Source organism: Cohnella ginsengisoli (assembly GCF_029525555.1).
Classification (GTDB): domain Bacteria; phylum Bacillota; class Bacilli; order Paenibacillales; family Paenibacillaceae; genus Cohnella; species Cohnella ginsengisoli.
This window is the reverse complement of sequence record NZ_JAPDHZ010000002.1, coordinates 359,071-385,988: the sequence shown is the minus strand read 5'-3', so window position 1 is coordinate 385,988 and position 26,918 is coordinate 359,071. Positions and strand designations below refer to the sequence as shown.

25 protein-coding genes and 5 pseudogenes are annotated in these 26,918 nt (G+C 61.6%); 19 read left to right on the top strand and 11 right to left on the bottom strand.

Annotation, left to right across the window (positions count from 1 at the left end; genetic code table 11):
• Positions 1–6 precede the first annotated feature (6 nt).
• The 4 genes from OMP38_RS01975 (at position 7) to OMP38_RS01960 (ending at position 4,588) form a co-directional block, all read left to right on the top strand.
• A complete protein-coding gene (locus OMP38_RS01975) occupies positions 7–1,464 on the top strand; it encodes a CoA-acylating methylmalonate-semialdehyde dehydrogenase (protein WP_277563657.1) in 1,458 nt (485 codons plus the stop codon).
• Between the two features lie 22 nt (positions 1,465–1,486).
• Positions 1,487–2,350, top strand: a complete 864-nt coding sequence (gene fba, locus OMP38_RS01970) for a class II fructose-1,6-bisphosphate aldolase (protein ID WP_277563656.1) — start codon at positions 1,487–1,489, stop codon at positions 2,348–2,350.
• Between the two features lie 54 nt (positions 2,351–2,404).
• Positions 2,405–3,451: a bifunctional inositol 2-dehydrogenase/D-chiro-inositol 1-dehydrogenase gene (iolG, locus tag OMP38_RS01965; protein ID WP_277563655.1), complete on the top strand. Its 1,047-nt coding sequence runs from the start codon at positions 2,405–2,407 to the stop codon at positions 3,449–3,451.
• Between the two features lie 99 nt (positions 3,452–3,550).
• Positions 3,551–4,588, top strand: a complete 1,038-nt coding sequence (locus OMP38_RS01960) for a LacI family DNA-binding transcriptional regulator (RefSeq protein ID WP_277563654.1) — start codon at positions 3,551–3,553, stop codon at positions 4,586–4,588.
• A gap of 34 nt (positions 4,589–4,622) precedes the next feature.
• On the opposite strand, the gene OMP38_RS01955 is transcribed toward OMP38_RS01960, so the two are convergent.
• From OMP38_RS01955 to OMP38_RS01925, 7 genes are all read right to left on the bottom strand, one after another.
• Positions 4,623–5,591 (bottom strand): serine hydrolase domain-containing protein, encoded by a 969-nt coding sequence (locus tag OMP38_RS01955; protein ID WP_277563653.1) that lies wholly within the window; start codon positions 5,589–5,591, stop codon positions 4,623–4,625.
• Positions 5,592–5,626: 35 nt separating this feature from the next.
• Positions 5,627–7,183, bottom strand: coding sequence for an MDR family MFS transporter (locus OMP38_RS01950; protein ID WP_277563652.1), 1,557 nt, complete (start codon positions 7,181–7,183; stop codon positions 5,627–5,629).
• Positions 7,184–7,250: 67 nt separating this feature from the next.
• A complete protein-coding gene (locus tag OMP38_RS01945) occupies positions 7,251–7,700 on the bottom strand; it encodes a helix-turn-helix transcriptional regulator (RefSeq protein WP_277563651.1) in 450 nt (149 codons plus the stop codon).
• A gap of 362 nt (positions 7,701–8,062) precedes the next feature.
• Positions 8,063–8,401: a hypothetical protein gene (locus tag OMP38_RS01940; RefSeq protein ID WP_277563650.1), complete on the bottom strand. Its 339-nt coding sequence runs from the start codon at positions 8,399–8,401 to the stop codon at positions 8,063–8,065.
• Positions 8,391–9,008, bottom strand: coding sequence for an ABC transporter permease (locus OMP38_RS01935; protein ID WP_277563649.1), 618 nt, complete (start codon positions 9,006–9,008; stop codon positions 8,391–8,393). Before OMP38_RS01935 ends, OMP38_RS01940 begins: the two co-directional genes overlap by 11 nt.
• Positions 9,009–9,091: 83 nt before the next feature.
• On the bottom strand, positions 9,092–10,087 hold the full coding sequence (locus tag OMP38_RS01930) for an ABC transporter ATP-binding protein (RefSeq protein ID WP_277563648.1): 996 nt from the start codon (positions 10,085–10,087) through the stop codon (positions 9,092–9,094).
• 3 nt (positions 10,088–10,090) lie between these two features.
• Positions 10,091–11,251 carry a COG1470 family protein gene (locus OMP38_RS01925; protein ID WP_277563647.1) on the bottom strand — a complete coding sequence of 387 codons (1,161 nt, stop codon included), beginning with the start codon at positions 11,249–11,251 and terminating at the stop codon, positions 10,091–10,093.
• A 251-nt stretch (positions 11,252–11,502) separates the two neighbouring features.
• Here OMP38_RS01925 and OMP38_RS01920 point away from each other — a divergent pair, with 251 nt between their 5' ends.
• Both OMP38_RS01920 and OMP38_RS01915 read left to right on the top strand, forming a co-directional pair.
• A complete protein-coding gene (locus OMP38_RS01920; RefSeq protein WP_277563646.1) occupies positions 11,503–12,063 on the top strand; it encodes an RNA polymerase sigma factor in 561 nt (186 codons plus the stop codon).
• Entirely contained in the window at positions 12,056–12,946 is an 891-nt protein-coding gene (locus OMP38_RS01915) for an anti-sigma factor domain-containing protein (RefSeq protein ID WP_277563645.1), read from the top strand. The genes OMP38_RS01920 and OMP38_RS01915 overlap by 8 nt, the downstream gene beginning before the upstream one ends.
• Positions 12,947–13,007: 61 nt before the next feature.
• Here the strand turns inward: OMP38_RS01915 and OMP38_RS01910 are convergent, their stop codons facing one another.
• Positions 13,008–14,189 carry an MFS transporter gene (locus OMP38_RS01910; RefSeq protein WP_277563644.1) on the bottom strand — a complete coding sequence of 394 codons (1,182 nt, stop codon included), beginning with the start codon at positions 14,187–14,189 and terminating at the stop codon, positions 13,008–13,010.
• Between the two features lie 112 nt (positions 14,190–14,301).
• Here OMP38_RS01910 and OMP38_RS01905 point away from each other — a divergent pair.
• Positions 14,302–15,247, top strand: a pseudogene (locus tag OMP38_RS01905) (helix-turn-helix transcriptional regulator).
• 30 nt (positions 15,248–15,277) lie between these two features.
• Here OMP38_RS01905 and OMP38_RS01900 read toward each other — a convergent pair.
• On the bottom strand, positions 15,278–15,451 hold the full coding sequence (locus OMP38_RS01900; protein ID WP_277563643.1) for a hypothetical protein: 174 nt from the start codon (positions 15,449–15,451) through the stop codon (positions 15,278–15,280).
• A 133-nt stretch (positions 15,452–15,584) separates the two neighbouring features.
• On the opposite strand from OMP38_RS01900, the pseudogene OMP38_RS01895 reads away from it, so the two are divergent.
• The 4 genes and pseudogenes from OMP38_RS01895 (at position 15,585) to fur (ending at position 18,678) form a co-directional block, all read left to right on the top strand.
• Positions 15,585–16,170: pseudogene (locus OMP38_RS01895) on the top strand (NUDIX domain-containing protein).
• Positions 16,167–17,351: an endonuclease Q family protein gene (locus tag OMP38_RS01890; RefSeq protein WP_277563642.1), complete on the top strand. Its 1,185-nt coding sequence runs from the start codon at positions 16,167–16,169 to the stop codon at positions 17,349–17,351. The pseudogene OMP38_RS01895 and the gene OMP38_RS01890 overlap by 4 nt, the downstream one beginning before the upstream one ends.
• A 405-nt stretch (positions 17,352–17,756) precedes the next feature.
• Positions 17,757–18,068, top strand: coding sequence for a stage II sporulation protein M (locus OMP38_RS01885; RefSeq protein ID WP_277563641.1), 312 nt, complete (start codon positions 17,757–17,759; stop codon positions 18,066–18,068).
• A 121-nt stretch (positions 18,069–18,189) separates the two neighbouring features.
• Positions 18,190–18,678 carry a ferric iron uptake transcriptional regulator gene (fur, locus tag OMP38_RS01880; RefSeq protein ID WP_277563640.1) on the top strand — a complete coding sequence of 163 codons (489 nt, stop codon included), beginning with the start codon at positions 18,190–18,192 and terminating at the stop codon, positions 18,676–18,678.
• Positions 18,679–18,781: 103 nt separating this feature from the next.
• On the opposite strand, the gene OMP38_RS01875 is transcribed toward fur, so the two are convergent.
• The gene (locus OMP38_RS01875; protein ID WP_277563639.1) at positions 18,782–19,258 is read right to left on the bottom strand and encodes a glutathione peroxidase; all 477 of its coding nucleotides are present in this window, start codon (positions 19,256–19,258) and stop codon (positions 18,782–18,784) included.
• 182 nt (positions 19,259–19,440) lie between these two features.
• Here OMP38_RS01875 and OMP38_RS01870 point away from each other — a divergent pair, with 182 nt between their 5' ends.
• Complete coding sequence (locus OMP38_RS01870) at positions 19,441–19,902, top strand: MarR family winged helix-turn-helix transcriptional regulator (RefSeq protein WP_277563638.1); 462 nt, start codon at positions 19,441–19,443, stop codon at positions 19,900–19,902.
• 3 nt (positions 19,903–19,905) lie between these two features.
• Positions 19,906–20,370, top strand: a complete 465-nt coding sequence (locus OMP38_RS01865) for a glutathione peroxidase (RefSeq protein WP_277563637.1) — start codon at positions 19,906–19,908, stop codon at positions 20,368–20,370.
• A 117-nt stretch (positions 20,371–20,487) separates the two neighbouring features.
• Here OMP38_RS01865 and OMP38_RS01860 read toward each other — a convergent pair whose 3' ends face one another.
• Entirely contained in the window at positions 20,488–21,699 is a 1,212-nt protein-coding gene (locus OMP38_RS01860; RefSeq protein WP_277563636.1) for a S8 family peptidase, read from the bottom strand.
• A gap of 168 nt (positions 21,700–21,867) precedes the next feature.
• Here OMP38_RS01860 and OMP38_RS01855 point away from each other — a divergent pair, with 168 nt between their 5' ends.
• The 6 genes and pseudogenes from OMP38_RS01855 to OMP38_RS35455 form a co-directional block, all read left to right on the top strand.
• Entirely contained in the window at positions 21,868–22,101 is a 234-nt protein-coding gene (locus tag OMP38_RS01855) for a DUF4227 family protein (RefSeq protein ID WP_277563635.1), read from the top strand.
• A gap of 74 nt (positions 22,102–22,175) precedes the next feature.
• The gene (locus tag OMP38_RS01850; RefSeq protein WP_277563634.1) at positions 22,176–23,030 is read left to right on the top strand and encodes a tyrosine recombinase; all 855 of its coding nucleotides are present in this window, start codon (positions 22,176–22,178) and stop codon (positions 23,028–23,030) included.
• A 99-nt stretch (positions 23,031–23,129) separates the two neighbouring features.
• Positions 23,130–24,306 (top strand): annotated as a pseudogene (locus OMP38_RS01845) (phosphopentomutase).
• Positions 24,307–24,339: 33 nt separating this feature from the next.
• The gene (locus OMP38_RS01840; protein WP_420869576.1) at positions 24,340–25,164 is read left to right on the top strand and encodes a purine-nucleoside phosphorylase; all 825 of its coding nucleotides are present in this window, start codon (positions 24,340–24,342) and stop codon (positions 25,162–25,164) included.
• A gap of 36 nt (positions 25,165–25,200) precedes the next feature.
• A pseudogene (locus OMP38_RS01835) lies at positions 25,201–26,510 on the top strand (pyrimidine-nucleoside phosphorylase).
• A 213-nt stretch (positions 26,511–26,723) separates the two neighbouring features.
• A pseudogene (locus OMP38_RS35455) lies at positions 26,724–26,891 on the top strand (transposase); the annotation flags it as partial.
• Between the last annotated feature and the right edge of the window lie 27 nt (positions 26,892–26,918).

The window sequence follows — 26,918 nt, the reverse complement described above, 5'->3', positions numbered from 1 at the left end:
TCATCCATGTCTACGACAGAAGTACAGACGCTATCCAATTTGATCGGCGGCCGGTGGGTCGCTTCGACCTCCGGCAAGTCGGAGCCGGTATACAATCCGGCGACCGAAGAGATTTTGGCCCGAGTGCCGCTGTCGAACGGCGACGATGTGGATCTGGCCGTCCGAACGGCCAAGGAAGCGTTCAAGTCATGGAGCGCGACGGCGGTTCCCCGCAGAGCCCGCATTCTGTTCCGCTACCAGCAGCTGCTGGTAGAGCATCGGGAGGAGCTGGCGCGGCTCATTACGCTGGAGAACGGCAAGAGCTACAACGAAGCTTACGGCGAAGTGCAGCGCGGCATCGAATGCGTCGAATTCGCGGCAGGCGCGCCGACGCTGATGATGGGCAAGCAGCTGCCCGACATCGCTACGAACCTCGAATCGGGCATGTACCGATACCCGATCGGCGTCGTCGGCGGCATTACGCCCTTTAACTTCCCTATGATGTGCCCATGCTGGATGTTCCCGCTCGCCATCGCCTGCGGCAACGCCTTCGTCCTGAAGCCGTCGGAGCGCACGCCGCAGCTGGCCAACCGGCTCGGCGAGCTGATGAAGGATGCGGGACTGCCGGACGGCGTCCTGAATATCGTCCACGGCGCGCATGACGTCGTGAACGGCCTGCTGGAGCACAAGGACGTGAAGGCAATCTCCTTCGTCGGCTCTCAGCCGGTGGCCGAATACGTATACCGGAAGGGAACGTCCCACGACAAGCGCGTCCAGGCGCTGGCAGGGGCCAAAAACCATACGATCGTCATGCCGGACGCCGACCTGGATTATGCCGTGAACCAGGTGCTGAACGCCGCGTTCGGCTCGGCCGGCGAGCGCTGCATGGCCGCTTCGGTCGTCGTCGCCGTCGGCGAAGCGCATGCGCCGTTCCTGGCGAAGCTCAAGGCGGCGGCGGACCGGATCAAGATCGGCAACGGCCTTGAGGACGGCGTTTTCCTCGGTCCGGTTATTCGCGGCCCGCACAAGGAGCGGACGCTGGGCTACATCGAGACCGGCGAAAAGGAAGGCGCGCTGCTCGTTCGCGACGGCCGCACCGATTCGGCGGTCGGCGGGAAGGGCTACTTCGTCGGCCCGACGATCTTCGACGGCGTCACGACGGAGATGCGCATCTGGCAGGAAGAGATTTTTGCGCCGGTACTGTCGGTCGCGCAGGCCGATTCGCTGGACGAGGCGATCGCGATGGCCAACCGGTCGGAGTTCGCGAACGGCGCTTGCATCTTCACGAAGGACGGCGGCAACGTACGCAAGTTTCGCGAGGAGATCGATGCGGGCATGCTGGGCGTCAACCTGGGCGTTCCGGCGCCGATGGCGTTTTTCCCGTTCTCCGGCTGGAAAAAGTCGTTCTATGGCGATCTGCATGCCAACGGCTCGGACGGCGTCGAGTTTTACACGCGCAAAAAAATGGTGACGGCGCGCTGGTAGCGCGCGGCGGAGGGCATTAAAAATGGCATTGACGTCAATGGGGCCGATGCTTCGGGAAGCATGCCGGGACGGCTATGCGGTCGGTCATTTCAACATAAACAATCTGTCGTTCGCGCAGGCCATTCTGGAGGCGGCGGAGCAGGAGCGGTCGCCGGTCGTATGCGCCGTCAGCCCGGGTTACATTGCCCATCTGGGCGGACTGCGCACGGCGGCCGCGATCGTGCGAGCGCTCGTCGAGGAGCTGGGCATATCGGTGCCCGTCGCGCTGCATCTCGACCACGGCAGCTCTTATGAAATGTGCATGGATGCGATCAAGGCGGGCTTCTCGTCCGTCATGATCGACGCCTCCCACCATCCGCTGGCGGACAATATCCGCATCACGAGGCAGGTGTCCGAGGCGGCGCGGGCGCTCGGCGTATCGGTGGAGGCGGAGCTCGGCCGGATCGGCGGCCAGGAAGACGATCTGACGGTCGCGGAGGAGGATGCGCTGCACGCCGTGCCCGAGGAATGCGAAGCGCTCGTGCGGGAGACCGGCGTCGATTGCCTTGCGCCGGCGCTCGGCTCCGTGCACGGGCCGTACAAGGGCGAGCCGAAGCTGGGCTTTGCGCGAATGGCGGACATCCGCCGCCTGACCGGCGTTCCGCTCGTGCTGCACGGCGGCACGGGCATCCCGGAGCCCGACATTCGGCGGGCGATCTCGCTCGGCACGGCCAAGATCAATGTCAACACCGAAAATCAAATCTCGAGCACGGCGGCTATTCGCGAGATGCTCGCAGCGAACCCCGCTCTTTACGATCCGCGGCAGTATATGGACGCCGCGCGCGAAGCCGTGAAGCATACGGTGATAGACAAGATGCGCTTATTCGGCTCGTCGGGCAAAGCCTGAGTGCCTTAAGTGCCCAATAGAACAGAGACGATCAGTGGGAGGGCATCCGACAAGATGACATTACGGGTAGGCGTGATCGGGACCGGCGCGATCGGCCGGGACCATATTCGCCGCATGACGCAGGTGCTGAAGGGCGCGGCGGTCGTCGCCGTCACGGACGTCAATGCGGCGCAGGCGCAGCAGGTCGCGAACGAATTCAACCTGCAGGCGGCCGTCTATGACAACGGCCTGGATCTGATCCGCGCGCAGGAGGTGGACGCGGTCATGGTCACGTCCTGGGGCGCGACGCACGAGGAATTCGTGCTGGCGTCGATCGCGGCCGGCAAGCCGGTATTTTGCGAGAAGCCGCTGGCCGTGACGGCCGAAGGCTGCAAGCGAATCGTCGAGGCCGAGGCGGCCTTCGGCAAAATGCTGGTGCAGGTCGGATACATGCGCCGTTACGACCGGGGCTACCGCGTGCTGAAGGAGACGATCGACAGCGGCGTTATCGGACATCCGCTCATTTTGCATTGCGCGCATCGCAACGTGTCGGTGCCGGATTTTTATACGCGGGACATGTCCGTCGTCGACACGTTCATCCACGAGCTTGACGTTCACCGCTGGCTGCTGGACGACGATTATGTGTCGGTTCAGGTCGTTCGGCCCAGAAGGTCGAGTCTTTCGGGCGAACATCTGAACGATCCGCTGCTCGTCTATATGGAGACGGCGAAGGGCGTCCGGATCAACGGCGAAATTTTCGTCAACTGCAAGTACGGCTACGATATTCAGTGTCAGGTCGTCGGGGAGACGGGCATCGTCAGCCTGCCGGAGCCGATGAGCGTGACGATGCGCAGCGAGGCGAAGCTGTCGAACGCGCTGCTGACCGACTGGAAGGACCGCTTCATCGAAGCTTACGACATTGAGCTGCAGGACTGGATCGACGCGACGCTGCGCGGGGAGATGAACGGTCCGTCCGCCTGGGACGGCTACTCGGCGGCCGTCGCCGCCGATGCCTGTCTGGCGGCGAGAGATTCGGGCGACATCGTGCGCATCGACATGCCGGAGCGTCCTTCGTTTTATCGATCGAAACATTCGGAATCGGCAGCAGAAGCCATACGTTAGGCAGAAGAACGCCAGGCGGCGAGGAGGCTTGGCGTTCTTCCCATTTTGAAGGCAGTTCGCTATACTGGACACAACATGAAGAGATGAGAGCGTGCTGCGATGAAACCGACGATTTACGATATCGCCCGCGCTGCGGGCGTGTCGACGGCGACCGTATCGAAGGTCATGAACAATAAAGGCAAGATCAGCGAGAAAACGCGCAGCAAAATCAAAAGAATCATGCAGGAGCAGCGTTACGAGCCGAGCGTGATGGCTTCCGCCATGAAAGGGAAGGGCACGCGCACGATCGCCTTCATCATCCCGGATATCGACAACCCGATCTATGCCGAATATTTGAAGCGGATCGAAGCGTGCGGCCACGAGCTCGGCTATACGATCGTCATGGCGACGACGGAGCGCGATCCGGAAAAGGAGGAGCGTCATCTTTCGCTGCTTCGCAGCAAGGTGGACGGCTATATTATCGCAGCGCGGTTCAGCAATCTCGGTCTGTTGAAAGCGTTGATCGAGGACGGCGTGCCGATCGCCCTCTTTTCGCACGAACGCGACGAGCTGTCCGTCGATAGCGTGACTGTCGACGACTATTTGGGCGGCTACCGCGCAACCGAATATTTGATTGAGCTCGGTCATGCCCGCATCGGCATGGTAGGCGAGGATACGATCAGCAGCCAGGAGCGGATTCGCGGCTACAGGCAGGCGCTTCGGGACAGCGGCATCAAGACGGAGGAGAGCCTGATCCGCGTCGGCGGACATACGATCGACGGGGCCGCAGAGCAGGCAGGTCACTTGCTCGAACGAGCGGACCGCCCGACGGCGATCTTCGGCTACAACGACATCTGCGCCGTCGGCGCCATGCTGGCAGCGAGAGCGCGCGGCATCCGCATGCCAGACGAGCTGTCGGTCATCGGCTTCGACGACACGATGCTGTGCCATATCGTGGAGCCGAAGCTCTCGTCGGTATCCATGCCGACGCAGGAGATGGGCGATCAGGTGGTGAATCTGCTAATCCGCAGAATCGAGGATGCGGACATGCCGAAGCAGCGCCTCAGACTGCTGCCGGAGCTGGCGCTGCGGGGGTCGACGAGCCGTCCGGGCGGCGACGAAGCGATCGAGCGTTCGGGTCGGCCGGCAGGTCTATGACGAATAAAAGGCCCCGTTTATTCAACGCGGCCGCTCAGCATCCGGCGAGAATCGGCACGATCAGCTCGGCGAACGGATCGGGTTGCTTGCGCTTGCGGCTGTCCTGGGTCACGACGGCGACGAGCTCGGCTTCCGGTACGACGTACACGAATTGGCCGCCGAACCCGCGGGCGTAAAAATAATCGGAGGGCTGCGCGCGATTGCCGTCATCCTTGCCGGCGGAAACCTTACGCGTAGGCACGCAAGCGCCGCACCACCAATGCCAGCCGTACTCGCCTTCGTAAGGCGGACTTGCCGGAGCGAAGGGGCGAACGGCAAGGTCGGCCCATTCGCCGGGGAATAGCCGCGTACGGCCATGCATTCCCCGGTTCAGCATGAGCTCGCCGAGCTTCAGCAGGTCTGCCGGGCGCAGTCGCAGTCCGAAGCCGCCGGTATGAATCCCCTGCGGATCGGTCTCCCATTCGTACGTCTCGATGCCGAGCGTCCCGAACAGCGTCTGCTCCGCGAATCGTGCGACGGTCATTCCCGTCGCTTCCGACAAGATGCCGGACAACAGTTGCGAGACGCCGGAATTATAAGTCATTCGCGTTCCAGGCGGTTCGGAGAGCGGCTGTTCCAGCACGTGCGCGATCCAATTCGACTCGCGCGTCATGCGCGGGAAGGAATTCAACCCGCCGAATTCGTCCCACCGGAAGCCTGCGGTCATCGTCAGCAGATGCAGCAGCGTCATGTCGCGCTTGCGTATATCGGCGTCGGTTTTCAACTGAGGAAAAAAGGCGGACACCGGCGTAACCCGTGGGTCGGGCAGCAGCCCACGGCCGAGGGCGACGCAGACCAAAGCGGACAGCACGCTTTTCGTGCAGGAATTGATGATAGCCGGCACTGTCTCGAAACTGGGCTCCCGGTAATGCTCGAACAGGAGGCGTCCCTGGCGCTTGACCAGGCAGCTCCGGGGATTCAGCGACGCGATCGCCGCAGGCAGATGGCTCGTGATCGTATGCAAGGGGCGTTCACCTCGGCGTTCAATATAACCCCATTTTACCCGATGCGGTCAATCGATGCGCGCGAGGGAGGTCCGAAATCGGGCGCCGGCGCCGTTTCGTTTTTTTTCTGATAACGTGCGTTGCCGACCGAGAGCGCGACGAGCGCGCCGGCGATCATGACGATCAGCGATAAGATGAAGCCATGCGAGATCGCGCCTCCGATCGCTCCGCGCATGAAGGCGAGCAGGTCCGCGGGCAGCTGCGAAGCACCCTTGATGACCGTCTCGGGATTCGCCAGCGTGCCGGCTTGATCCGAAGGGATGTCGAACTTGGCGATCGCCTCCCGCGAGCTGTCCTTGAGGCTCGCATTGACGAGTACGGCCATGACGGAGGCGCCGATGACGCCGCCGATATTCCGCCAAAAGCCGACGACCGAGGAGGAGATGCCGATATATCGCGGATGCACGGACATCGCGACCGCGGTCTGGCCGAGGCTCATGAGCGGGCCGATGACGCCGAAGCCGAGCAGGAGCATGATGCCGATAACCTGCCAGTAAGCCATGTCGGGAGACAGGTTCATGAGCAGAACGGCCGCTACGACGCCGAGCGACATGTTGGCGAACAGCACCGTACGGAAGCGAAGGCGGGCGACGAAAAACCCGGAGACGATGGCGCCGGCGATCAACGAAGCCATCATCGGCGTCAAAATGCCGTTGGAATTGGTCTTGCCGAGAACGGCCGTCGCGTACAAGGGAAGATAGGCAATAGCGGAAAACATGATGACGCCTTGGCAGAAACAGAGCAGGCTGACGCCAAACACGAGCCGGTTTTTAAAAATGGACAAAGGAAGCACGGGTTCTTCGGCCTTGAGCTCCACGGCGACGAACGTTGCGCCGGCGATAGCGCCAAGCGCGAACAAGCCGAGAATTTGCCAGGAGCCCCAGGCATAATCCTTGCCGCCAAGCTCGAGCGCCATGAGCGCGGAGACTGTCGCTGCGACAAGCAGGAACGCGCCCCAGTAGTCGATGCGCGGCTTCTTCTCCGCCTTCGATTCGCGCAGCGAGAAGACTAAAATGAGCATCGAGGCGATGCCGATGGGCACGTTCACGTAGAAGCACCAGCGCCAGCTCATGTGCTCGGAGATCAACGTGCCGAGCTGGGGACCGGCGACGGAGGACAAGCCGAATACGGCGCCCATCACGCCTGACAGCTTCGCCGCCTGCTTCGGATCCGCGAACAGGGTGAAGATGATCGAGAAGGAAATGGGGAACACCGAGCCGGAGCCGACGCCCTGGATGACGCGAAACCAGATGAGTTGGTCGATCGACTGCGCCATCCCGCAAAGCGCGGAGCCGAGCAGGAATAAGCCGATGCCGATCAAATAAAACCGTTTGCGTCCGAACATGTCGGACAGCTTGCCGAAAATGAGCATCGTGCTGGTAGAAGCGAGCATGTAGGCGGTGAACACCCAAGATACTTTCTCAAATCCGCCGATGTTCTCGATCACCTTGTTAATGCTGGCGGACACGATCGTATTGTCCAGCGAGGCCATCAGCAGGCCTAGCGCCATGGATAACACGATGAGTCCCGTATTTTTGGATACGGTCGACATGGTTTTCGATTCTCCTTTTTCGAGATGGACAGCATGTTTTTAGGACCCACTATTGAGCGTGGACGTTTCAGGCGTCCGATCCCGTAAGTCGTTTGAGCGCCTCGCGCAGCGTTTGGGCTTTCGAGGCATTCAGGTCGATGCCGATATCGAGGCATAGCGTTTTCGACGCCGGCATGTCTTTCGCCGAAGCCGTTTTCATCCGATCAAGCTCCTCCGCGGCCGTATCCGCTTTGCGGATCTCGTCGCGAATCCAGTCGGCGAGCGTCTCTTCGTCCGAATACTCTCCGAAAAACATCCGCACGAGGAAGTCCGAGCGGTAACTGTCTTTTTCGACGGGCGCATGCAAATAGCGTTCGAACTGCGTCCTGCCGTCCCCGGTCAGCGAGTACACGTTCTTGTTGGGCCGACCCTCTTGCACGACGCTCTCCTTGACGATATAGCCCATCGCCTCCATCTTCGCGAGCGTCGGATAGATCGTCCCGAAGCTGGCATCGAAAAAAAGAGAGCGGCATCTCAAGCTTCTGCTTGATCTCGTAGCCGGATAGAGGACCTCGGTGCAGCAAGCCTAAAATGACGTCTTGGCTGTTCATGCGGCGGTTCTTCCTTTCGTATTCTGTATATATTTAACAGGGTCATTATATCGATTCGATATATATCGTGTCAATATAACAATGAAACAGGGACGAGTCGCTTGGCAGCGATTCGTCCCTGTTTTCGAGCACCGGGAGGGCTTATCCCTTTCGCTCAATGAGCTATTTTTGTCCATGTTGAGCGAAAGGGATAAGGTAGCGCAGGCGGTGTTTGTATCGATAGTGAGCGAAGGGGATGAGCCCCCCTCCGGTCCCCGGAGAAGCTTATAATCGCGGGGCCTACCTGCCCTCAGGAGCGCGACCGGATTTCCTGGCGCATGAACGCGACATAAGCGGCGGCGAACGATACGGTCGTCTCCGCGACGATCGCCACGACCTGCGGCCATACGAGCAGGAGGCTCTGGCCGAACGAGAGCGGCGCATTAATGGCAAGATACGCTTGATCCTGCGTGATAAATGGATTCAGCGTCCGCGTATCCGGCAGCATCAGCGTCGAGGCGGCTTCCTGGAACAAATAGGCGGGCGACAGCCGCGACAGCAGCATCATCCAATCCTGATGCCGGATGACGACACTGGCGGCGGCCGTCTCGGCGGGCGATGTCGCATTGCCGACGAGGCTAACGATCATGCCGTAGAAAACGAGGAAAAAAAATCCATAGCGCGATGCCGCAAAGCGCCGAGGTCGCCGCCTGGCGGAAGCGGACGGAAAACAGCAGCGACAGGTTCAGCCACAAGCCGACGTACACGACGGTGATCAACAGCATGACGACGACGCGCCAAAACTCCTCGGGCGTAGGCGGGTAGCCGATCGTGAACAGGCCCATGCCCATGACGAGGAAGCCGAGGGAGAAGATGACGACCGCGATGAGCAAGAGGCCGGCGACAAACTTGGCGTTCAGGAAGTCGTCCCGGTACAGGGGCTGGGACAGCAACCTGCTGAGCGTGCCCTTGTTGCGCTCCGTGTTGACGGAGTCGAAGCCGAGCGCGATGCCGATCAGCGGCGCCAGAAAGGACAGGAACGTCAGGAAGCCCGGCAGCGAGCCGTCGGTTTCCGTGAACATTTTCAGAAACAGAAAGCTGGAGCTGCCTTCGCCGGACGCGGCGCTCGCCGACTGTCCGGCCTTCAGCGCCGAGACGGACGCGTACAGCGAGCCGGCGCATGCCAGGACGACGATGGCAAGCAGGATGACGAACCGCCAGCTGCGGATATGATCGCCGAATTCTTTGCGGACCATAACCCAGAAGGGGGGAAGGGCCGCGGAGCGCGGACGCCGCGGGACGCCGCTCTCCTGTCCCGGCGAGCGCGGGCTTCAGCTTTTCAATGAAGTTGGCCAACGGGATTCCCTCCTTCGAAGTATCGGTGATAAATCTCGTCGAGCCCGTAGCGCAGCGGCCGCAAGCCGAGAAGCGAGGCGCCGCTGCCGACGACGACCGCGGCCAGCTCCGCGGCGATGTCGTCCGTGCCGGTTACGCGGACGGTGACGACGTCGTCCGACCGGTCCGCCGCGCTTAAGGCGTCCTTCTCCTGCAGGTCGACGGCGGTCACTCGATCGAGTCCGCGCAGCGCGGATTCGACGCCTTCGGACCAGCCGCCGACGTCCAGCTCGACGGCATAGGACGAGCTGCCGTCCAGCAGCTGCGACAAAGCGGCAAGGTCGCCTGACGCGATGAGCCGGCCGCCGACGAACAAGCCGACGCGGTCGCAAATCTGCTGGACCTGGTGCAGATGGTGCGAGGACAGCAGCACGGTCAGTCCCTCGTCGCGGCTGAGCTCACGGATCAGCGCTAATAGCTCGCGCACGCCCTCGGGGTCGATCCCGAGCGTCGGCTCGTCGAGAATGACGACTTCGGGCCGCTTGATCAGCACGTCGGCGAGGCCGAGGCGTTGGCGCATGCCTCTGGAGTAGGCGCCCGTTTTTTTGCCGGCCGCGGAGCCGAGCCCAACTTTATCCAGCAGCTCGGTCGCCCTTCGCCTGGCTTCTGCCTCGGGCACCCGATTCAGCATGGCTGTATACATCAGGTTGTCGAGACCGGTCCGATCCTCGTAGAAGCCGATGTCGTCGGGCATATATCCGACTCTGCGCTTCACCTCGATCGGATTGCGCGTGGCGTCGATGCCGCATACGGTCGCCCGCCCGCTCGTCGGCTCGGCGAGTCCGAGCATCATGAGAATGGTCGTCGTCTTGCCTGCGCCGTTCGGCCCGAGCAGTCCGAATATCTCCCCTCTGCGAATGGACAGATCCAGCTCGGATACGGCGGTGAATTCGCCGTAACGCTTGGTCAGGCGGCTAAGTTCGATTACCGTTTCGTCCATGGCTTAACGCCTCCCGTACTTGCGGAACAGCCAATAGACGCCGGCCAGCACGACGAGGATGATGAGCACGCCGATCCAGCCCCACAGCACCGAGGTTTTGACCGTCACGCGGATGGCGGCGTCCGCCGATTTTTCGGATGCCTGCGCAGTCAGCCCGACGACATAATCGCCGGACAGCGATTTGTCCGAGCTATGGATGGTGGCCGTGACGGGCACCGATTCGCCCGCTTTGATCGACGGAATCGTCTTCGGCTCGAACGTGACTTCCCAATCGGTCGGCGCGGTGTTGGTAAGGCTGACGTTGGTCAGCTCGGCGGTTCCCGTGTTCGTCACGGACAGTTCGAGCGTCCGTTTGCCGCCGGCCGTGACGTTTGCGCTAAGGACCTGGTTGCTTGTCGTCAGGCCGATGCCGTAGGTGCCCGTGATGACGGCCTCCATCGTGACGTCGGCGGAGGTGTTGCTGTTGGCGGCATGGACGGGAATTTTGTACGTTTTCGCTTCGGCTTTTTCGGATGGCGTCAGCGTCAGCGTGATCGAAGAGGTCGCGTTAGGCTCGATGTCGACGGCCGTTACGTTATTGCCGCCGGAGCTGAACCGCGCGTCCCAGCCGGCCGGCGGCTCTGCGGTCAGCGCATACTGCTGCTTGCTGGCGGTCCGGTTCGCTAGCGTCAAGTTATAAGTGAAGGTGGAATCGCTGTGGCCTTCCATGTTCGGCTGCTCGGCGCTAAGTTCCGTCTTGTAGGTGCCCTGCTCGGTCACGTTGATCTTGAGCGTCAGGCTGCCGAATGCGCCCGCGTTCAGCTGGAGCGCGTAGCTGCCTTTCGCGACTTCGAACGGCACGAGCACGCTTAACGATGCCGTCTGCGATTCGTGCGGCTTGACCGCGAATTCGGAGATTGGATGACCGCCTGCGGTCAGATCGGTTTTCCAATCCTTGGACGGTGCCGTATAGCTGAGTGCCGCGGTCTGAATGCCGTCGCCGTCGTTGATCAGGTCTACATCGTACGTGATCGATTCGCCCGGCGCCGCGGACAGGCTGACGTAAGGCGTGTACAGCTTGGCGGTTCCCGCGGCCGACGCGGGCGCGGAGAGCCCGAGTACGCCGAGCGCCATTAGCAGTGTCATCGCGAAGTTAGCCCATTTTCCGAATCCTGGTTTGAACATGATTTCAAGACCTCCCGGCAATCTGTTTTTTTTTCACCCTGAGTACGCGGGAAGGAGCGGCGCGGATTTAATTTTGAGCGGGTTTTTTACATAAAAAATCGCTTAAAGCAAGCTTAAAATCAGATAAAAATCGCGTTTTCACATTACGCGGACGGGTCTCGATCTGCTATGAATATAGTAAAAACGATGGTCGACGGAGGGAACAGCGACATGAACGGGACTTCGGCGGAGGCTGTCCTGGAGATGGCCGAATGGCTGAAAAAATGGAGGAAGGCGATCCGCGGGCGTTCGAAAAGCTGTACGAGCAGGCCGTGCCCCACCTCCTGCCGCTGGCTTGCCATCTGCTCGGAGACCGGATGGAGGCGGAGGATGCCGTTCATGACGTGCTCCTTGGCGTCATTCGAAGTCCGGGCCGATACGACGCTTCCCGCAGATCGGCGCAAGCATGGCTCGCCGTGCAGGTGAAAAGCAGATGCCTCGACCGGCTCCGCAAGCGCAGCCGGACGGTGCTGCGCGGCGAGACCGAGGACGCGTCCGCCATAAGCGCGGCGAGCGCGCAGCCGGAGACGGCGGTGCTGGCGCGCATGGAGCGCGAAGCGGTGCGCAGCGCGCTCGGCCAGCTGCCGGGCTTACAGCGCGAGGCGTTGGCGGCCGCTTACTTCACGCCGCGCAGCCACAAGGAGCTGGCCGATGCGTGGCATGTCCCGATAGGAACGGTCAAATCCCGCGTGCGCTACGGCCTGGGTCATTTGCGCAAGGCGCTCGACCGCATGGGCTGGGGAGCCGGGGAAGGAGGCGGAAGGCATGAGTGAACGATCGTGCGGCGTTTCTGAGGAACGCTGGGTCGACCTGCTCTGCGGCAGGCTGGGCGCGCGGGACGCGAAAGCGCTCCTGACGCATAAGGACGGGTGTCGCGATTGCGGCGACGTGCACGCGCAGTGGGCGGCGCTGCTAGGCGGCGAGCGCGGCCCTTCGCGGCAGCCTGCCGGGCGCGATGCGGATCGGCTTGCCGATCGGGCTTTGCCGAAGCAGAAGGCTGCGTCCGCAGTTATTGCCGCGCAGCCAAGCGACGCGTTGGCGTTGTCGGCGGGTCGGCGCCGCAGCCTGTTGCTGCGCGCAGGCGTCTATGCCTTTGCCAGGCGCGCGACGCGCGCGCTGCTTGCGGCAACGCGGCGGCCGGCGCTCGCCGCGGCTTGCGGACTTGGCGCGGCCGTTGCCATCGCGCTTCTGCTGCTTCATCCGTTTGCGCGAGATAACGCTCAGGAAGCAAGAAGCGTATTAAGCCCCGCCGGCTATGCGCGTCTGCATGAGCCGGCAGGCGTTTCGGTTCTTAGCGAACCGGATACGGTCGTATACAGAGCGGGGGAAAGCGGGCTCTCCGGGATGGCTTTCGGCCTTCCGGCTGGAGCGAAAGAGACGCTTTGGCTGAACGCGCGCACGCATGAGCTCTTTTTACTAATGGAAGGACTGCTGCCTTCGACCCGCACCGACGTCCAGGCATGGGCCAGGTTCGGCGCGACGAGCGCCAATCTCGGCGTGCTGAGCTTCCATGACAGCCGCGGGCATTTATATGCCGCTAACGTGCGCCCCGAGGAATGGGAGTCCGTGCTGCTCACGATCGAGCCCAAAGGCGGAAGCCTAATCCCGACCAAGCCCGAGACCGTGTCGATTCCGCTTCGCGAGCTGACGGAATGAACCTTCTGGAATGATCCTTCTGCAATGAGCCTTCTGCGAAGCAGGCTGTTCGACGCGCGCGTTAAGCTTGCTCGCGATTTTCCGTTCGCGCCTGACGGCGGACGAAGAGGCCGCTCGCCGCGAATGCGGCAAGAGAAAGCGCCAGACTAACCGACGCGAACAGTCCGATCGGCATATAACCGCCGAGCTGAACGTATAGCAGGCCGGCGATCCAAGCCCCGAGCGTATTCGCGCCGTTCATGGTCGCGTTGGCGAGACTCGAGATCGTGCCGCGGAGGGTAGCGTCGAGCGACGTCAGCGCGCCCATGACGATCGGGAAGAGAATGCCGAGCACGGCGAAAACGATCACGTAGCAAACGGTCGCCAGGGACAGATGCGGAAGCCGTGGCAGCAGCGCATACAACGCGATCAACAGCATCATGCCTGCGTACACCGTGCCCGCTGCGCCGAAGCGGCGGGACGCCGACGCGCTGACCGTGCTGCCGAGCATATTGCCGAGTCCGAGAAAAAGCATGGCGATGCCGATCTGTCCGACGGTCAGTCCGAAGACGTCGGACATCCACTTGCCGGCGAAGGCGAACGCGGTGCCTCCGCCAAGGTGCAGAAGCAGATACGCGGTAAACCCGCCGCGGGCCTTGGCGCTGCGAATCAGCGGTCGATATCGGCTGAATATCGCGATGCGTCCGACTGCCGCCTCAGGCTTGATGTCCGGCAGCTGCCAGTAAGCGAACGCGGCAAGCGCGAGCGACGCCGCGCCGATCGTCCAGAACGGCATCGGCCATCCGGCGGACGCGAGCCAACTGCCGATCGGCACGCCGAACGCTTGAGACGCGGCAAGACCGGCGTAGGCGACGCCCATCGTCTTGGCGATTTTGGTTGGGGGCATGACGGAGGGGATGGCGGCCCAGACTTGCGGAGCCGTGAACGCGGCGCTGATGCCGGCAGCCAGCCGGAACAAGCACATCGTCCAGAAGCTGTCGGCGAATCCGCAAAGGAACGTCGACGCGGAGAAGGCGATCAGGCCGCACGACAGAACGGTGCGCCGGTTCCAGCCGTCCGACAGCGGCCCGGCGATCAAGGCGAAGACGGCGGAGCCCAGCGTATAGGCGCCGAGCATCCAGCCGGCATGCTCGGTCTTAACGCCGAATGCGGCCTGCAGCTCGGGGAGCAGCGGCGAGATGAGGAACGTATCCGTTCCGATCATGAACATGACGAGGAAAAAGAGCAAAGCGTACTTGAACATCGATGGATCACTCCCGCGGAAAGGTTGCTTGCGGTTCCCATCATAAGTCATAATGGTGACAGTAATTGTCATGAACCCACCAAGCTCTTCAAGGGAATAGGAGGACCGTCAGATGCCCAAGTCCAAGCGATTGATGGAGCTGATGATGACCGTGAACCGCAAGCGGCGGTTCAAAGTGCAAGAGCTGGCCGATGAATTCGGCGTATCGAAGCGCACGATTTTAAGGGATTTACAGGAGCTTGGCGAGCTTGGCGTGCCGCTTTATTCAGAGGTCGGTCCCCACGGCGGATACCAGGTCGTCCGGGAGCGCGTGCTTCCGCCGATCGCTTTTACCGAAGAAGAGGCGGTGTCGATGTTTTTCGCCGTGCACGCGCTTCGCCATTACGCCTCGCTCCCCTTCGAAGCCGAATCGGCGTCGGCGCTGAACAAATTTTACCTCCATATGCCCGGCGACGTGAGGGACCGAATCGACGGCATTAAGCATCGGGTCGACTTCGTGACGCCCGCGCGCCGCGGCGATGCGCCTTGCCTCGCCGCGCTGCTCGACGCGGCCGTTAGGCAGCAGGTTCTTGCGATCGTCTACGTATCCGGGGAAGAAGAAGAGCGCGAGAGGCTGATTCAACCCGTATGCATATACGCGAACAACGGACTTTGGTACTGCACGGCCTACTGTTTTCTTCGAGCGGGATTCCGCGTGTTCCGATGCGACCGGATTCGCGAGGCCGTGCCGGACCCGGCAGGCACGTCGCCGCGCGACCTTGGCGAGATCGCGCTCAGCCGGCGAGAAGCGGCCGAACCGATTAATCCAGTCCGGCTTCGAGCAAAGCTCAGTCGTGCGGGCGTTCAGCGCTGCGAAGCCGAGCTCTGGCTCGCGCCGATGCTGGACGTGCGGGAGGACGGCAGCGGTTTGATCGATCGGGACGTTCCCGCGAGCGATCTTCCTTTTTTACGCCGACTTTTTTCTGGGCTTGGGCCGAGAGGCGACCGTCGAAGGGCCGGAGACGCTCAGAGAAGCGATTCGCGGCAAGCTGTCTGAATTGCTCGCGCGCTATAGCTAATCGGTCGGCGGCTTATAATGCCAGGCGCCATCACCTTTTTCTCGTGCTTTCGAGACGGGACGCAGGAGCGTCATCTCCGGCAGTACGTCTTTCAGGCGGGCGTTCCCGCCTTTTTTGACGTTCGAGGACGCGAATCGCGTTTTTGATCTCCCAGGCTTTGCCCGTCCACCGGATTCGCTCCGGCTCCGCGTATCGTTTCAGCATGGTATGGCCCCCTTCTTCATGCGCCGCCGGCTCTTCTTGCGATCTTGCATTTGGCCGGACGAGCCTATATGGTTGATCTATGCGCCGGCGTGCCGGCAGATGACAACAATTCGAATTGCAGGGGGCCAGAACAATGAGCGTCGAGCAGCAACATGCGGGTGGCGGCAAGCACCCTTTCTATGAGGAAACCGTATCTTCGGACAAACGATTCGAAGGAAAAATCATTTCCTTGCAAGTGGATACCGTCCGGCTGCCGGGGGGGAGGCACGGCGACGCGGGAGATCGTGAAGCACCCGGGGGCCGTCGCCGTCATCGCGGTGCACGAAGGCAAGCTGCTGGTCGTCGATCAATTCCGCAAGCCGCTCGAGCGCATGCAGGTGGAAATTCCGGCGGGCAAGCTGGATGCCGGGGAGCAGCCTGAAAAAGCGGCGATCCGCGAGCTGGAGGAGGAGACGGGTTATCGGGCGCGAAGCATTCGGTTCGTGCGGACGTTCGCGACGTCGCCGGGATTCGCCGACGAGCTGATCCATCTGTATTTCACCGACGACCTGGAAGCGGGCGAGCTGAAGCCGGACGAGGACGAGTTTTTGAACGGCGAGTCGCTGACGCCCGAGCAAGCGGACGAATATATCGCGAACGGCCGCATCTGCGACGCCAAAACGCTGATCGGCGTGCTCGTCTGGCGCCATTGGCGGCAGACGGGGGAATTCGGGGCGTGAGCGGTCTGCGTCCGTGCTTTGCGGACATGCACGTGCATATCGGCAGCAGCGGGGACGGCCGTCCGGTGAAAATCAGCGCGAGCCGCGGCCTTACCTTCCAGGCGATCGCGGAGGAGGCGTCCGAACGGAAGGGGATCGGGCTGCTCGGCGTGATCGACTGCCATTCGCCCGCGGTGCAGGCCGATATCGACCGCCTGCTGGATGCTGGCGAGATGTCGGAGGCGGCGGACGGCGGCATTCGCTACCGGGACACGGTCATCCTGCCAGGCGCGGAGATCGAAGTCCGCGAGCCGGGCTGGGGCGGCGGGCCTTATCACTTGCTCGCTTATTTGCCGTCGCTCGCCGCGATAAAGGAATGGACGGCCTGGATGTCGCCGCGGATGAAAAACGTGACATTAAGCTCGCAGCGCATCCGCGCGACCGGTCGCGCGCTCCAGCGGGAGCTGCTCGATCGGGGCGGCTTGCTCGTGCCCGCCCACGTCTTCACGCCGCATCGCGGACTGCTCGGCTGTTCGGCGGATCGCCTGTCCGATAGGCTCGATCCGGACGGCATCGCGGCGATCGAGCTCGGCCTCAGCGCGGACAGCGCGATGGCGGGCAAGCTGTCTCAGCTGGACCGCTACCCGGTGCTGACGAATTCGGATGCGCATTCCACCGGAATGATCGGTCGCGAGTGCAACGAGCTGCTCATCGGCGAGCCCTCCTTTGCCGAGTTCGCCGCAGCGCTCCGGGGACAAGACGGCAGGCGGGTGACCGCGAATCTTGGCCTGCATCCCAAGCTGGGCAAATACCATGCCAGCTATTGTCCTTCCTGCCGCTCGCCGCTGCCGGCCGGCGCAGCCGACGACGTCTGCCCCGGCTGCGGCAGTCCGCGTCTCGTGACCGGCGTCGACGCGCGGATCGCCCGGCTTGCGGACCGGGAGACGCCTGTTCAACCCGCCGGCAGGCCGCCGTACCGGCACCAAGTGCCGCTCGGCTTTTTCCCGGGCGTGGGGCCCAAGATGAGGGAGCGGCTGCTGCGGGAAGCCGGCACGGAGATGGACATCCTGCACCGGCTCGATCGGGGGCGCATCGCGGCCGTGGCGGGCGAGCGAATCGCGGACGCGATCCTGGATGCGCGCGAAGGCCGGCTGAAACTGACGGCCGGGAGCGGAGGGACTTACGGCCGTATCGGCGAATAAGCGGTCGCGAAACCGGAAGTCCGCGAATAACGGCGGCTCGGACGGCATACGTATAGGCGTTGGAACAAGCCTATGCGGCGGGAGGCGGGCGACCGGTGATACGCGGCGCGATGGACAGGCCGCTTGGCGGCAAGCTCAATCTTTATTTATTCGTCGGCGTGCTGATCGCCGTCGGGGCGGTATTCGGGGCGCTCGTCGTGAACGCGCTGTCGCTCGAACAGCAGCAGAGCCTATCGGACGAGCTAGGCGCGTATCTGGGCGGGACGTCCGCCGGCGCCGAGGCGCCGATAGACGTGTTTCGCGACCGTCTCTTTTTCCACTTGAAGTGGCTGGGATTGATCTGGTTTCTCGGCATTTCCGTCGTCGGCAGCCCTTTCGTGCTGGCATTGGACTTTTTAAAAAGGGGTGCTGATCGGGTTCGCGGTCGGATTGACCGTGCGGCATCTGGCCTGGAAGGGCGTAGCCGTGTCGCTTGCCGTCGTCGCGCCGCAAAATTTGGTTATCGTTCCCGCGCTTGCGATCGCGAGCGTGTCCGCGATCCGTTTTGCCTACTATGTCGGACGCGAGCGGCTCTTCCTTGGCAGAGGCCGGTTGCTGCCACCTTTGGCTTCGCATACGGGCACGTCCGCCGCGCTTTTCATCGTGCTCGGCATCGCCGCGATGTGGGAGGCGTTCGTGGTGCCCCACCTTATATCCAGCCTGTCCGACTGGCTGTGAAGACTGCTGCGGACGCGGATATTGGAGGATGGCGGCGCTTGCCGGCGAAGCGTGTTTGACTTCCTGAAGAGGCTCCCCCTATAATGAAACCAAGTGTGTTTTGGGGCGGAGGGGGAAGGACATGGAAGCCCGTATTGACAAAGTGAAGCAGCAGCTGCAGTCGCAGGGCTACAAGCTGACCCCGCAGCGGGAAGCGACGGTCCGGGTACTTTTGGAGAACGAAGAGGACCACCTGAGCGCCGAAGACGTTTTTATGCTCGTGAAGGACAAGGCGCCGGAGATCGGTCTCGCCACGGTATACCGTACGCTTGAACTGCTCAGCGAAATGCATATCGTGGAAAAAATGAACTTCGGGGACGGCGTCGCGCGCTACGATCTTCGCACCGATTCGAACAAGCACCATCATCATCATTTGATCTGCGTGCAGTGCGGGACGATGACCGAGATCATGGAGGATTGGCTGACGCCGCTCGAAGAACGGCTGGAGCGCGAATACGGCTTCAATGTGCTTGACCACCGCCTCGATTTTCAAGGGATTTGCGCCAAGTGCCAAGCGAAGAACGAAGCCGCGGCGAAGAGCGCCGAAGAAGCGGCGGCTTCCGGCATCTGACGAGTAACGTTCGAAGCGAAATAGCAAGCGAAATAGCAAGCGAGATATCAAGTCAGAAGCCCCGGCATCGTTCATGCCGGGGCTTTGGCTTTTATGGGGAAGATTAGAGCAGGTCGCGGATTCTGCCTTCGATTTTCTCGGGCGTATCCGTCGGGGCGTAGCGCTTAATGACCTTGCCGTCGCGGCCGACGAGGAATTTGGTGAAGTTCCATTTGATCTTTCTCGTCCCGAGCAATCCCGGCGCTTCGCGGCTCAGATGCTTGAATAGCGGGTGCGCATCCTTGCCTTTAACGTCGATCTTGGCGTACAGCGGGAAGTTTACGCCATGATTGAGCTCGCATGCCTCCGCGATCGCCTCGCCCTCCAGCGGTTCTTGGTTCGCGAATTGATTGCTCGGGAACCCGAGTACGGCAAAGCCCTCGTCCTTATATTTGTCGTACAGCTTCTGAAGGCCTTTGAACTGCGGCGCGAATCCGCACTTGGTCGCCGTGTTCACGATCAGCAGCACTTGTCCTTTGTATTCGGACAGCGGATGTGAGTTGCCTCGGGCATCGGATACTTCGATATCGTAGAGCGACATGGGAATGCCTCCTTTGTTTGATCTCGTCAAATTAAATTGTATGCAATTAAAATAAAAAGTCAAGCGATTGACACCGGACTTCGGGAAATATAATATTGGATTTGATTCGATTGCAGACAATTTAATTGTGCATCCTATAGTCGTCTTATAGGCGTGCCATCGCAGAGAGGAGAGGAGGTTCCATGTCTTCCGAAGAAGCGCTGAAGCTGGAAAATCTAACTTGCTTTGCCGTCTACGCCTGCGCCAAAGAGATCACGAGGCTATACCAGCCCGTTCTCAAGGAGCTGGGCTTGACCTATACGCAGTACATCGCGATGCTCGCCCTGTGGGAGCGGGACGCCGTCAGCGTGAAGGAGCTTGGGGAGCGCTTGTATCTCGATTCCGGCACGCTGACGCCACTGCTTAAGAAGCTCGAGGCGCAAGGCCTGCTTACCCGCGCGCGGGACGCGGGCGACGAGCGCCAACTGCTGATCCGTTTATCGGCAGCGGGGAAGGCGCTGAAGGAAAAGGCGCTGGAGGTGCCGGAAAAGGTGTTTTGCCAGTCGGGCGTGAACGTCGAGATGTTATTGAAAATACGCAGCCAAATGGGCGAGCTGATGACCGCGCTGCAGCCGGCCGGAGCCGCCGATCAGAGAGGGGAATAAACGATGTCCGTATATGAATTCAAAGCGCCTTCCATCCGGGGCGAGCAAGTCGATCTGTCCGAGTATCAAGGCAAGGTGCTCGTCATAGCCAACACCGCCAGCAAATGCGGCCTGACGCCCCAATACGAAGGCCTGCAGGCGCTCTACGAGAAATACGGCGACCAAGGGCTTGTCGTTCTGGGCTTTCCTTGCAATCAATTCGCTGAACAGGAGCCCGGCACGGAGGCGGAAGTCGAGAGTTTTTGCAAGCTGAATTACGGCGTCACTTTCCCGCTGTTCGCCAAGGCCGACGTGAACGGCGACGAGGCTCTGCCGCTGTTTAAATATTTGAAGAGCGAGACGGGCGGAGCGGATATCGCTTGGAACTTCACGAAGTTCGTCATCGACCGCGAAGGCCGCGTCGCTAAGCGCTTCGAACCGAAGGAAACGCCGGAGACGATGGCTGCGGACATCGAGTCGCTGCTTTAAGCCAGGCCTGCGTAAGCCCGAAAATCCCCCTCGCCGCTATGAAGGCGTGGGGATTTTTGGCGTCTTTGGGAAGCCTGTGGCGCAGCTTATGCGGCCTGCCTAACTCAGTTAAGGCAATTAAGGCCGGATGCGCTTGGCGCGCGCACCGCCGCCCGCGCGAGTACGGCGGGCGTGCTTCGTAAGGAGCGCCGCAGCGGCGGGCGCCACCTGCAGCAGGCCGGCGCCGACCGCCCTGCGGCCGCCCGGCAGCGGCTTGGCGGCGGCGACGAGCTTGCGCGCGATGCACGCGGCGCGGGCGGCGGGCGCAAGCGAGCGGAGCAGCGCCGCTCCGCCGGCGGCATGGGGCGAGGACATGGACGTGCCGCTCATGCGCACGTAGCCGCGGCCGGGCGCGGTGGACAGGATGTTTACGCCGGGCGCGGCCAGCGCGATCCCTTTCCCGCGGCTCGAGAACGAAGCGACGCGATTGCCCTTGGTCGTGGCCGCGATGCCCAGTACGCCGGGATACCTCGCCGGCGCGTCGATGCGCGCATTGTTCGGGCCGTCGTTGCCGGCGGAGGCCGTCATCAGGATGCCTTTGCGCCGCGCGCGGGCGACGGCTTCGCGGAGGACGCGGCTTTCTCCCGTCAAGCCGAAGCTCATATTGATGACGTCCATGCGGTTCTTGACGCACCAGTCGATGCCTTCGGCGATATCGGAGACGAAGCCGACGCCTAATTCGTCTAGCGCTTTGACGGCGTACAGCTTCACCCTCGGGGCCGCGCCGTAAATCCGCTTGGTCCCGGTTGCCGCGGCGATGCCCGCGACATGCGTGCCGTGTCCGTTATCGTCCTTGAACGATCCGCCGTCGATCGTATTGACGCCTCCGGCGATCGTCAAGTCGGGATTCGGTCCGATGCCCGTATCGATGACGGCGAGCTTCGCGCGCTGGCCCTTCGTCCGCTTCCAAACGGGGGGCGCCTCGATGCGGGCGATGTTCCAGGGTATTTTGGCGGGATCGATTCGGCACTTGGCTTTTACGCGCACGCCTCGAATCCGTCCTGAATGTACCGCCCGGCCATGTGCCTTGACGAGCCGGTCCTTCTCGATATAGGCTACGCTAGGATGGCGTCTTAACGCCTTCCAGTCGACGCCGCGGGGCGCTTCGCAGCCGATCAGGCGGCATCTCCGCACGGCTTTTACGGGACGGATGCCCGCCGCTTTCAGATGCCTTATACACTCGTCATAGCCCTTTTCGTGTTTGAGCACGATGACGCTTCTCGTCGTTCGCCCCGGCGATTTGCGCCCTGCTTTCATCTGCCGGGCAAGCTTGCGAATCGTCTCCTTCATGACAGTTGGCCCCCCCGGATCGGCTTTGCCGGCGTTATCGTACGCGAGCAGTGTACGGCCGGCGGGGGCTGATGGTGCAGCGTCCGGGTCATTGGCCCGGGCATGATCGGCCTCGCACGCACATACGGTGTTTGTAGAGAGGACGAGCGCGCACAAGGAGGAAAATAAATGGATCGATCGATCGGAAAATGGTGGGATCGCCTGCAATTTACGCTTCTGTTTTTGTCGTTGACCGTGGCCGCCCACTACGCGTACGGCTGGCTGCAAACCGCGTTGTCCCCGCTCGATCCGTACAGAGTGCCCGAGGGACGTGCCGAAAAGGTGTTCGGCGCCGACGGCACGAATGCGGGTCCTTCGTCGCAGGCAGACAGGCTCCGGCTGTTCTACTGGCTCGGCGAATAGCGGCCGAGGAAGGAATCGCGGCGCCACACGTGGAATTAAGCGGTATAGGCAAACGAGGAAGGGAATAACGGCCCATGAACCAAGACATCCAACCGTTTCTGTCTCACCTGAAGGCGACGCGGCATCTGGCAGCCAATTCGCTGGACGGATACCGCCGCGACCTGGAGGATCTATCGCGCGAGCTGCAGGCGCATCATGACATCGTCCGTACGGCGGATATCAAGCCGCATCACTTGTCCGCGTATATTCACCGGCTGAAGGAGCAAGGGCGTACGAATGCCACGATCTCTCGCAGGATCGTCTCCTTTAAAGCCTTTTTTCAGTTTGCGCTCGAGACCGGCTTGACGGCTGCCAATCCCGCGCTGCGGCTCGCACCGCCCAAAGCCGAGCGAAAATCCCCGCGGGCGCTCTCTTTATCGGACGTAGAACGGCTGCTGGAGGCGCCCGACCTCGGCGACGAGGCGGGCATTCGGGACCGCGCCATGCTCGAGACGCTGTATGCGACGGGCATGCGCGTTACCGAGCTTACGAATTTGAACGTAGAAGACGTGCGAACCGATCTCCGTCTATTGGCATGCCGCGGAACGGGCGGACGGGAACGAATGATCCCGATCAGTTCCATGTGCCGCGATTGGATGATAAAATACATGCAAGAAGCCAGGCCTAGGCTGCTGCGCGACGGGGCGGTCGAACATGCCTTGTTCGTCAGCCACCTGGGCAGCCGTATGACCAGGCAGGGCTTCTGGAAACTGATCAAGAAACACGCGGCTTCGGCCGGCGTCAGCACCGAAGTGACCCCGCATACGCTCAGACATTCCTTCGCCTATCATCTCGTCGACAACGGCGCCGACCTTCGCGCGGTTCAGGAGATGCTCGGGACATTCGGATCTGACGGCGACGCAGGTGTATCAGCCTTCCAGCAAGGCTAAGCTTAGAGACGTATACGACAGCTTTCATCCCCGCACTCGCGGCGGGCAAGACGAAGCGGAAGAGTGAGCGATTAACGGAGACGAGGGAGGACGACAAGCATGCCGTTTAAAAGAATAGCCGTCATCGTGCTCGACAGCGTCGGCATCGGCGAGCTTCCCGACGCAGCCGATTACGGAGACGCGGGCGCCCATACTTTGGGACATATCGCGTCCGGGCCGACCGGACTGTCGCTGCCTAATCTTAGGCGGCTCGGCCTCGGCAACATCGCTCAACTGGGCGAATGGCAGCCGGACGAAGCCCCCAAGGCCTATTTCGGCAAAATGGCGGAGGTCTCGGTCGGCAAAGACACGATGACCGGTCACTGGGAACTGATGGGACTGAAGATCGATAAACCGTTCCGGACGTTTCCGAACGGCTTTCCGAGAGGGTTGATCGAGGCGTTCGAGGCGGAAACCGGACGAAGCGTCATCGGCAACAAGCCGGCTTCGGGCACGGAAATTTTGGACGAGCTGGGCGCGGAGCAAATGAGGAGCGGGTCTTGGATCGTTTATACGTCGGCGGACAGCGTATTTCAGATTGCCGCGCACGAGGACGTCATCCCGCTCGAGGAGCTGTACGAAGCTTGCCGCATTGCGCGTAGGCTGACCCACAAAGACGAATATTCCGTAGGCCGTGTCATCGCCAGGCCTTTCGTGGGCAAGCCGGGCAGCTTCCAGCGCACGCCGAACCGGCATGATTATGCCGTCAAGCCACCGGAGCCGACCGTGCTGAATGCGCTCAAAAAAGGCGGGCAAGGACGTGATCGCCGTGGGCAAGATCAACGATATTTTTTGCGGGGAAGGAATCACGAAGGCGATTCCGACGAAAAGCAATCAGGACGGCATCGAGACGACGATTCGGCAATTGGAAGGTTCGTTCGAAGGTTTGCTGTTCACGAACCTCGTTGATTTCGATTCCCTTTACGGGCACCGGCGCGAAGTGGCCGGGTACGCCCGCGCGCTCGAAGCGTTCGACGCCGCCCTTCCCGCGTTGATCGAACGGCTTGGACCCGACGATCTGATCGTGATTACCGCGGACCACGGCAACGATCCCGTACATCCGGGAACCGATCATACGCGCGAATACGTGCCGATCCTTGCGTACGGTCCCTCGCTGCAACAGCCCGGCAATTTGGGCACGCTCGCGACCTACGCCGATCTTGCGGCGACGATCGCCGACAATTTCGGCGTCTCGAAGACGACGCACGGGACTAGCTTTCTGGACAAGCTGCTTTAATCATCTCAGGGACATATAAAGGAGCGTATTCCATTGGTGTATCCAACTATCCATATCATTGAAGAAGCTGCGGCCTATATCGCCGAACGCACGGATTTGCGACCGGAGATCGGACTCATCCTCGGCTCCGGGCTTGGCGTCATCGGAGACGACATGGAGCAGGCCGTGACGATTCCCTATGAGGACATTCCTCACTTCCCCGTATCGACGGTCGAAGGCCACGCGGGAGAGCTCGTCGTCGGAAGACTGCAAGGGCGTCCCGTCGCGCTGATGCGCGGACGCTTCCATATGTACGAGGGCTATGAGCCCGAGCGCACTGCGCTGCCCGTTCGCGTCATGAAAATGCTGGGGATCAAAACGCTTTTCGTAACGAATGCGGCCGGCGGGGTAAACTTGGCATACGAGCCGGGCAATCTGATGATTATTTCCGACCACCTGAACCTCACGGGACGCAATCCGCTCGTCGGTCCGAACGACAACGCCCTAGGCGTCCGCTTTCCCGACATGTCCGATGCTTATACGCGCAGATTGCGCCAGATCGCCAAGGAGACGGCTGCCGAACTCGGCATTCCGGTGCGCGAAGGCGTGTATGCGGGCCTTCTCGGACCCAATTACGAGACGCCGGCCGAGATCCGGATGCTGCGGGGCGTCGGTGCCGACGCCGTCGGCATGTCCACCGTATCCGAGGTGCTCGTCGCCCGGCATTCCGGTCTCGAGGTGATCGGCATTTCCTGTATTAGCAACATGGCGGCCGGCATTCTCGATCAGCCGCTGTCCCACGAAGAAGTCATGGAGACGACGGAACGCGTCAAACAGCAGTTTATCCAACTGGTGCTGGCTCTTTTGCCCAAGCTATAATCCGCAGGCAAACAAGTGAAGGAGGTCGCTGCGACCATGAGAGCCGTAGACATTATACGCAAAAAACGGTTCGGCGGCGAACTGACCGATAGCGAGATCGGCTTTTTGATCGCGGGCCTCGTAGACGGCACGATTCCCGATTATCAAATTTCCGCCTGGGCCATGGCCGTCTGCTACATGGGCATGACCGACAGAGAAACGGCAGCTTTGACGATGGCGATGGCAAACTCGGGGGACACCGCGGATCTGTCGCCGATCTCCGGCGTCAAAGTGGACAAGCATAGCACGGGCGGCGTCGGAGACAAGACGACGCTTATCGTGGCGCCGCTCGTCGCGGCATGCGGCGTGCCGGTCGCGAAGATGAGCGGCAGAGGGCTCGGCCATACGGGCGGCACGATCGACAAGCTCGAATCGATACCGGGGTTCCGAACGGAGCTCGGCCGAGATGATTTCTTCGCGCAGGTGGACGAGATCGGCGTCGCCGTCATCGGACAGAGCGGCAATATCGCGCCTGCCGACAAGAAGCTTTACGCCCTTCGCGACGTGACCGCCACGGTCGAGTCCATTCCCCCTGATCGCGAGCTCCGTCATGAGCAAAAAAGATCGCGGCCGGCGCGGACGCGATTTTGCTGGACGTTAAGACGGGAGACGGCGCGTTCATGAAAACGCCGGAAGACGCCGCCAAGCTCGCTTCGGCCATGGTCGCCATCGGCAGCCAGGTCGGCCGCCGCACCGTCGCGGTCATCAGCGACATGGACCAACCGCTGGGCCGTACGATCGGCAATGCGCTGGAGGTTCGCGAGGCGATCGAGGTGCTGCGAGGCGAAGGTCCCGAAGACCTAAGAGAGGTCTCGCTCGTGCTCGCCAGCCATATGCTCGTGCTCGGCGGCATTGCGGAAGACACCGATTCCGCGCGTACTCGCCTTGAGACGGCGATTTCCTCGGGCGAAGCGCTGCGCAAGTTCGCCGCCTTTGTAGCGGCGCAGGGCGGCGATCCCGGCGTCGCGGAGGATTTGTCGAGACTTCCGCAGGCGCCGCTTCGTCTGCCCGTGCAAGCCGCTAATGAAGGCTACGTCTTGGCCATCGAGGCAGAAGCTGTCGGACTGGCTGCCATGACGCTCGGCGCGGGCCGCGCGACCAAGGACGACGCGATCGACTACGCGGTCGGCATCGAACTAGCGGCCAAGCCCGGAGACTTCGTTCGCGAGGGCGACTTGCTCGCCATGCTCTACGTGCGAGCCGACGACGAGCGGTCGGCTAGCGCTATCCAAGCCGTTCGAGCCGCCTATCGGCTTGGCGCAGAGCGGGGCCCGGACAGACCGCTGCTTCACGGGATCGTACAATAATAAACGAATACGCGCCGTAATAAACTCATTCCTGTGGAATGGGTTTATTGTTTTTAGGTGGAATATTATGGATTGTGCTTCGCGAATAACGCTCGCTGATACGTTTCCGGGCTTATTCCGTTCGCTCAGCAGAATTGTTGGAAAGGCTTGACAGCACATCGCCATAAACGATAAATTAAGAACATAAGTTCTCATTTTTTGGGTGATAGTTTGATGACAATCGCATTTCCGGAAGGATCGTGCGCGTCGTGGTCGGAGGACCAATGCGTCGAGGCGCTTCGCCAGGCTCGCTGGCCTAACGGTTTTCGCTGTCCCGCTTGTCGGTACCCTTATTGTTCGGTCATTCGGACCCGCAAACATCCATTGTATGTTTGCTCCTCCTGCCGCCACCAGACGTCGGTTACTGCA

Bases quoted from the DNA above. Each gene is read 5' to 3' on its own strand.
- fba (WP_277563656.1), top strand. From the start codon at position 1,487: ATGGCATTGACGTCAATGGGGCCGATGCTTCGGGAAGCATGCCGGGAC.
- OMP38_RS01935 (WP_277563649.1), bottom strand. From the start codon at position 9,008: ATGGTCCGCAAAGAATTCGGCGATCATATCCGCAGCTGGCGGTTCGTC.
- OMP38_RS01950 (WP_277563652.1), bottom strand. From the start codon at position 7,183: ATGTCGACCGTATCCAAAAATACGGGACTCATCGTGTTATCCATGGCG.
- OMP38_RS01960 (WP_277563654.1), top strand. From the start codon at position 3,551: ATGAAACCGACGATTTACGATATCGCCCGCGCTGCGGGCGTGTCGACG.
- OMP38_RS01975 (WP_277563657.1), top strand. From the start codon at position 7: ATGTCTACGACAGAAGTACAGACGCTATCCAATTTGATCGGCGGCCGG.
- OMP38_RS01870 (WP_277563638.1), top strand. From the start codon at position 19,441: ATGTCTTCCGAAGAAGCGCTGAAGCTGGAAAATCTAACTTGCTTTGCC.
- OMP38_RS01900 (WP_277563643.1), bottom strand. From the start codon at position 15,451: ATGCTGAAACGATACGCGGAGCCGGAGCGAATCCGGTGGACGGGCAAA.
- OMP38_RS01860 (WP_277563636.1), bottom strand. From the start codon at position 21,699: ATGAAGGAGACGATTCGCAAGCTTGCCCGGCAGATGAAAGCAGGGCGC.
- OMP38_RS01855 (WP_277563635.1), top strand. From the start codon at position 21,868: ATGGATCGATCGATCGGAAAATGGTGGGATCGCCTGCAATTTACGCTT.
- OMP38_RS01915 (WP_277563645.1), top strand. From the start codon at position 12,056: ATGAGTGAACGATCGTGCGGCGTTTCTGAGGAACGCTGGGTCGACCTG.
- fur (WP_277563640.1), top strand. From the start codon at position 18,190: ATGGAAGCCCGTATTGACAAAGTGAAGCAGCAGCTGCAGTCGCAGGGC.
- OMP38_RS01910 (WP_277563644.1), bottom strand. From the start codon at position 14,189: ATGTTCAAGTACGCTTTGCTCTTTTTCCTCGTCATGTTCATGATCGGA.
- OMP38_RS01875 (WP_277563639.1), bottom strand. From the start codon at position 19,258: ATGTCGCTCTACGATATCGAAGTATCCGATGCCCGAGGCAACTCACAT.
- OMP38_RS01925 (WP_277563647.1), bottom strand. From the start codon at position 11,251: ATGTTCAAACCAGGATTCGGAAAATGGGCTAACTTCGCGATGACACTG.
- OMP38_RS01850 (WP_277563634.1), top strand. From the start codon at position 22,176: ATGAACCAAGACATCCAACCGTTTCTGTCTCACCTGAAGGCGACGCGG.
- OMP38_RS01930 (WP_277563648.1), bottom strand. From the start codon at position 10,087: ATGGACGAAACGGTAATCGAACTTAGCCGCCTGACCAAGCGTTACGGC.
- OMP38_RS01920 (WP_277563646.1), top strand. From the start codon at position 11,503: ATGGCTGAAAAAATGGAGGAAGGCGATCCGCGGGCGTTCGAAAAGCTG.
- OMP38_RS01865 (WP_277563637.1), top strand. From the start codon at position 19,906: ATGTCCGTATATGAATTCAAAGCGCCTTCCATCCGGGGCGAGCAAGTC.
- OMP38_RS01940 (WP_277563650.1), bottom strand. From the start codon at position 8,401: ATGATCGTTAGCCTCGTCGGCAATGCGACATCGCCCGCCGAGACGGCC.
- iolG (WP_277563655.1), top strand. From the start codon at position 2,405: ATGACATTACGGGTAGGCGTGATCGGGACCGGCGCGATCGGCCGGGAC.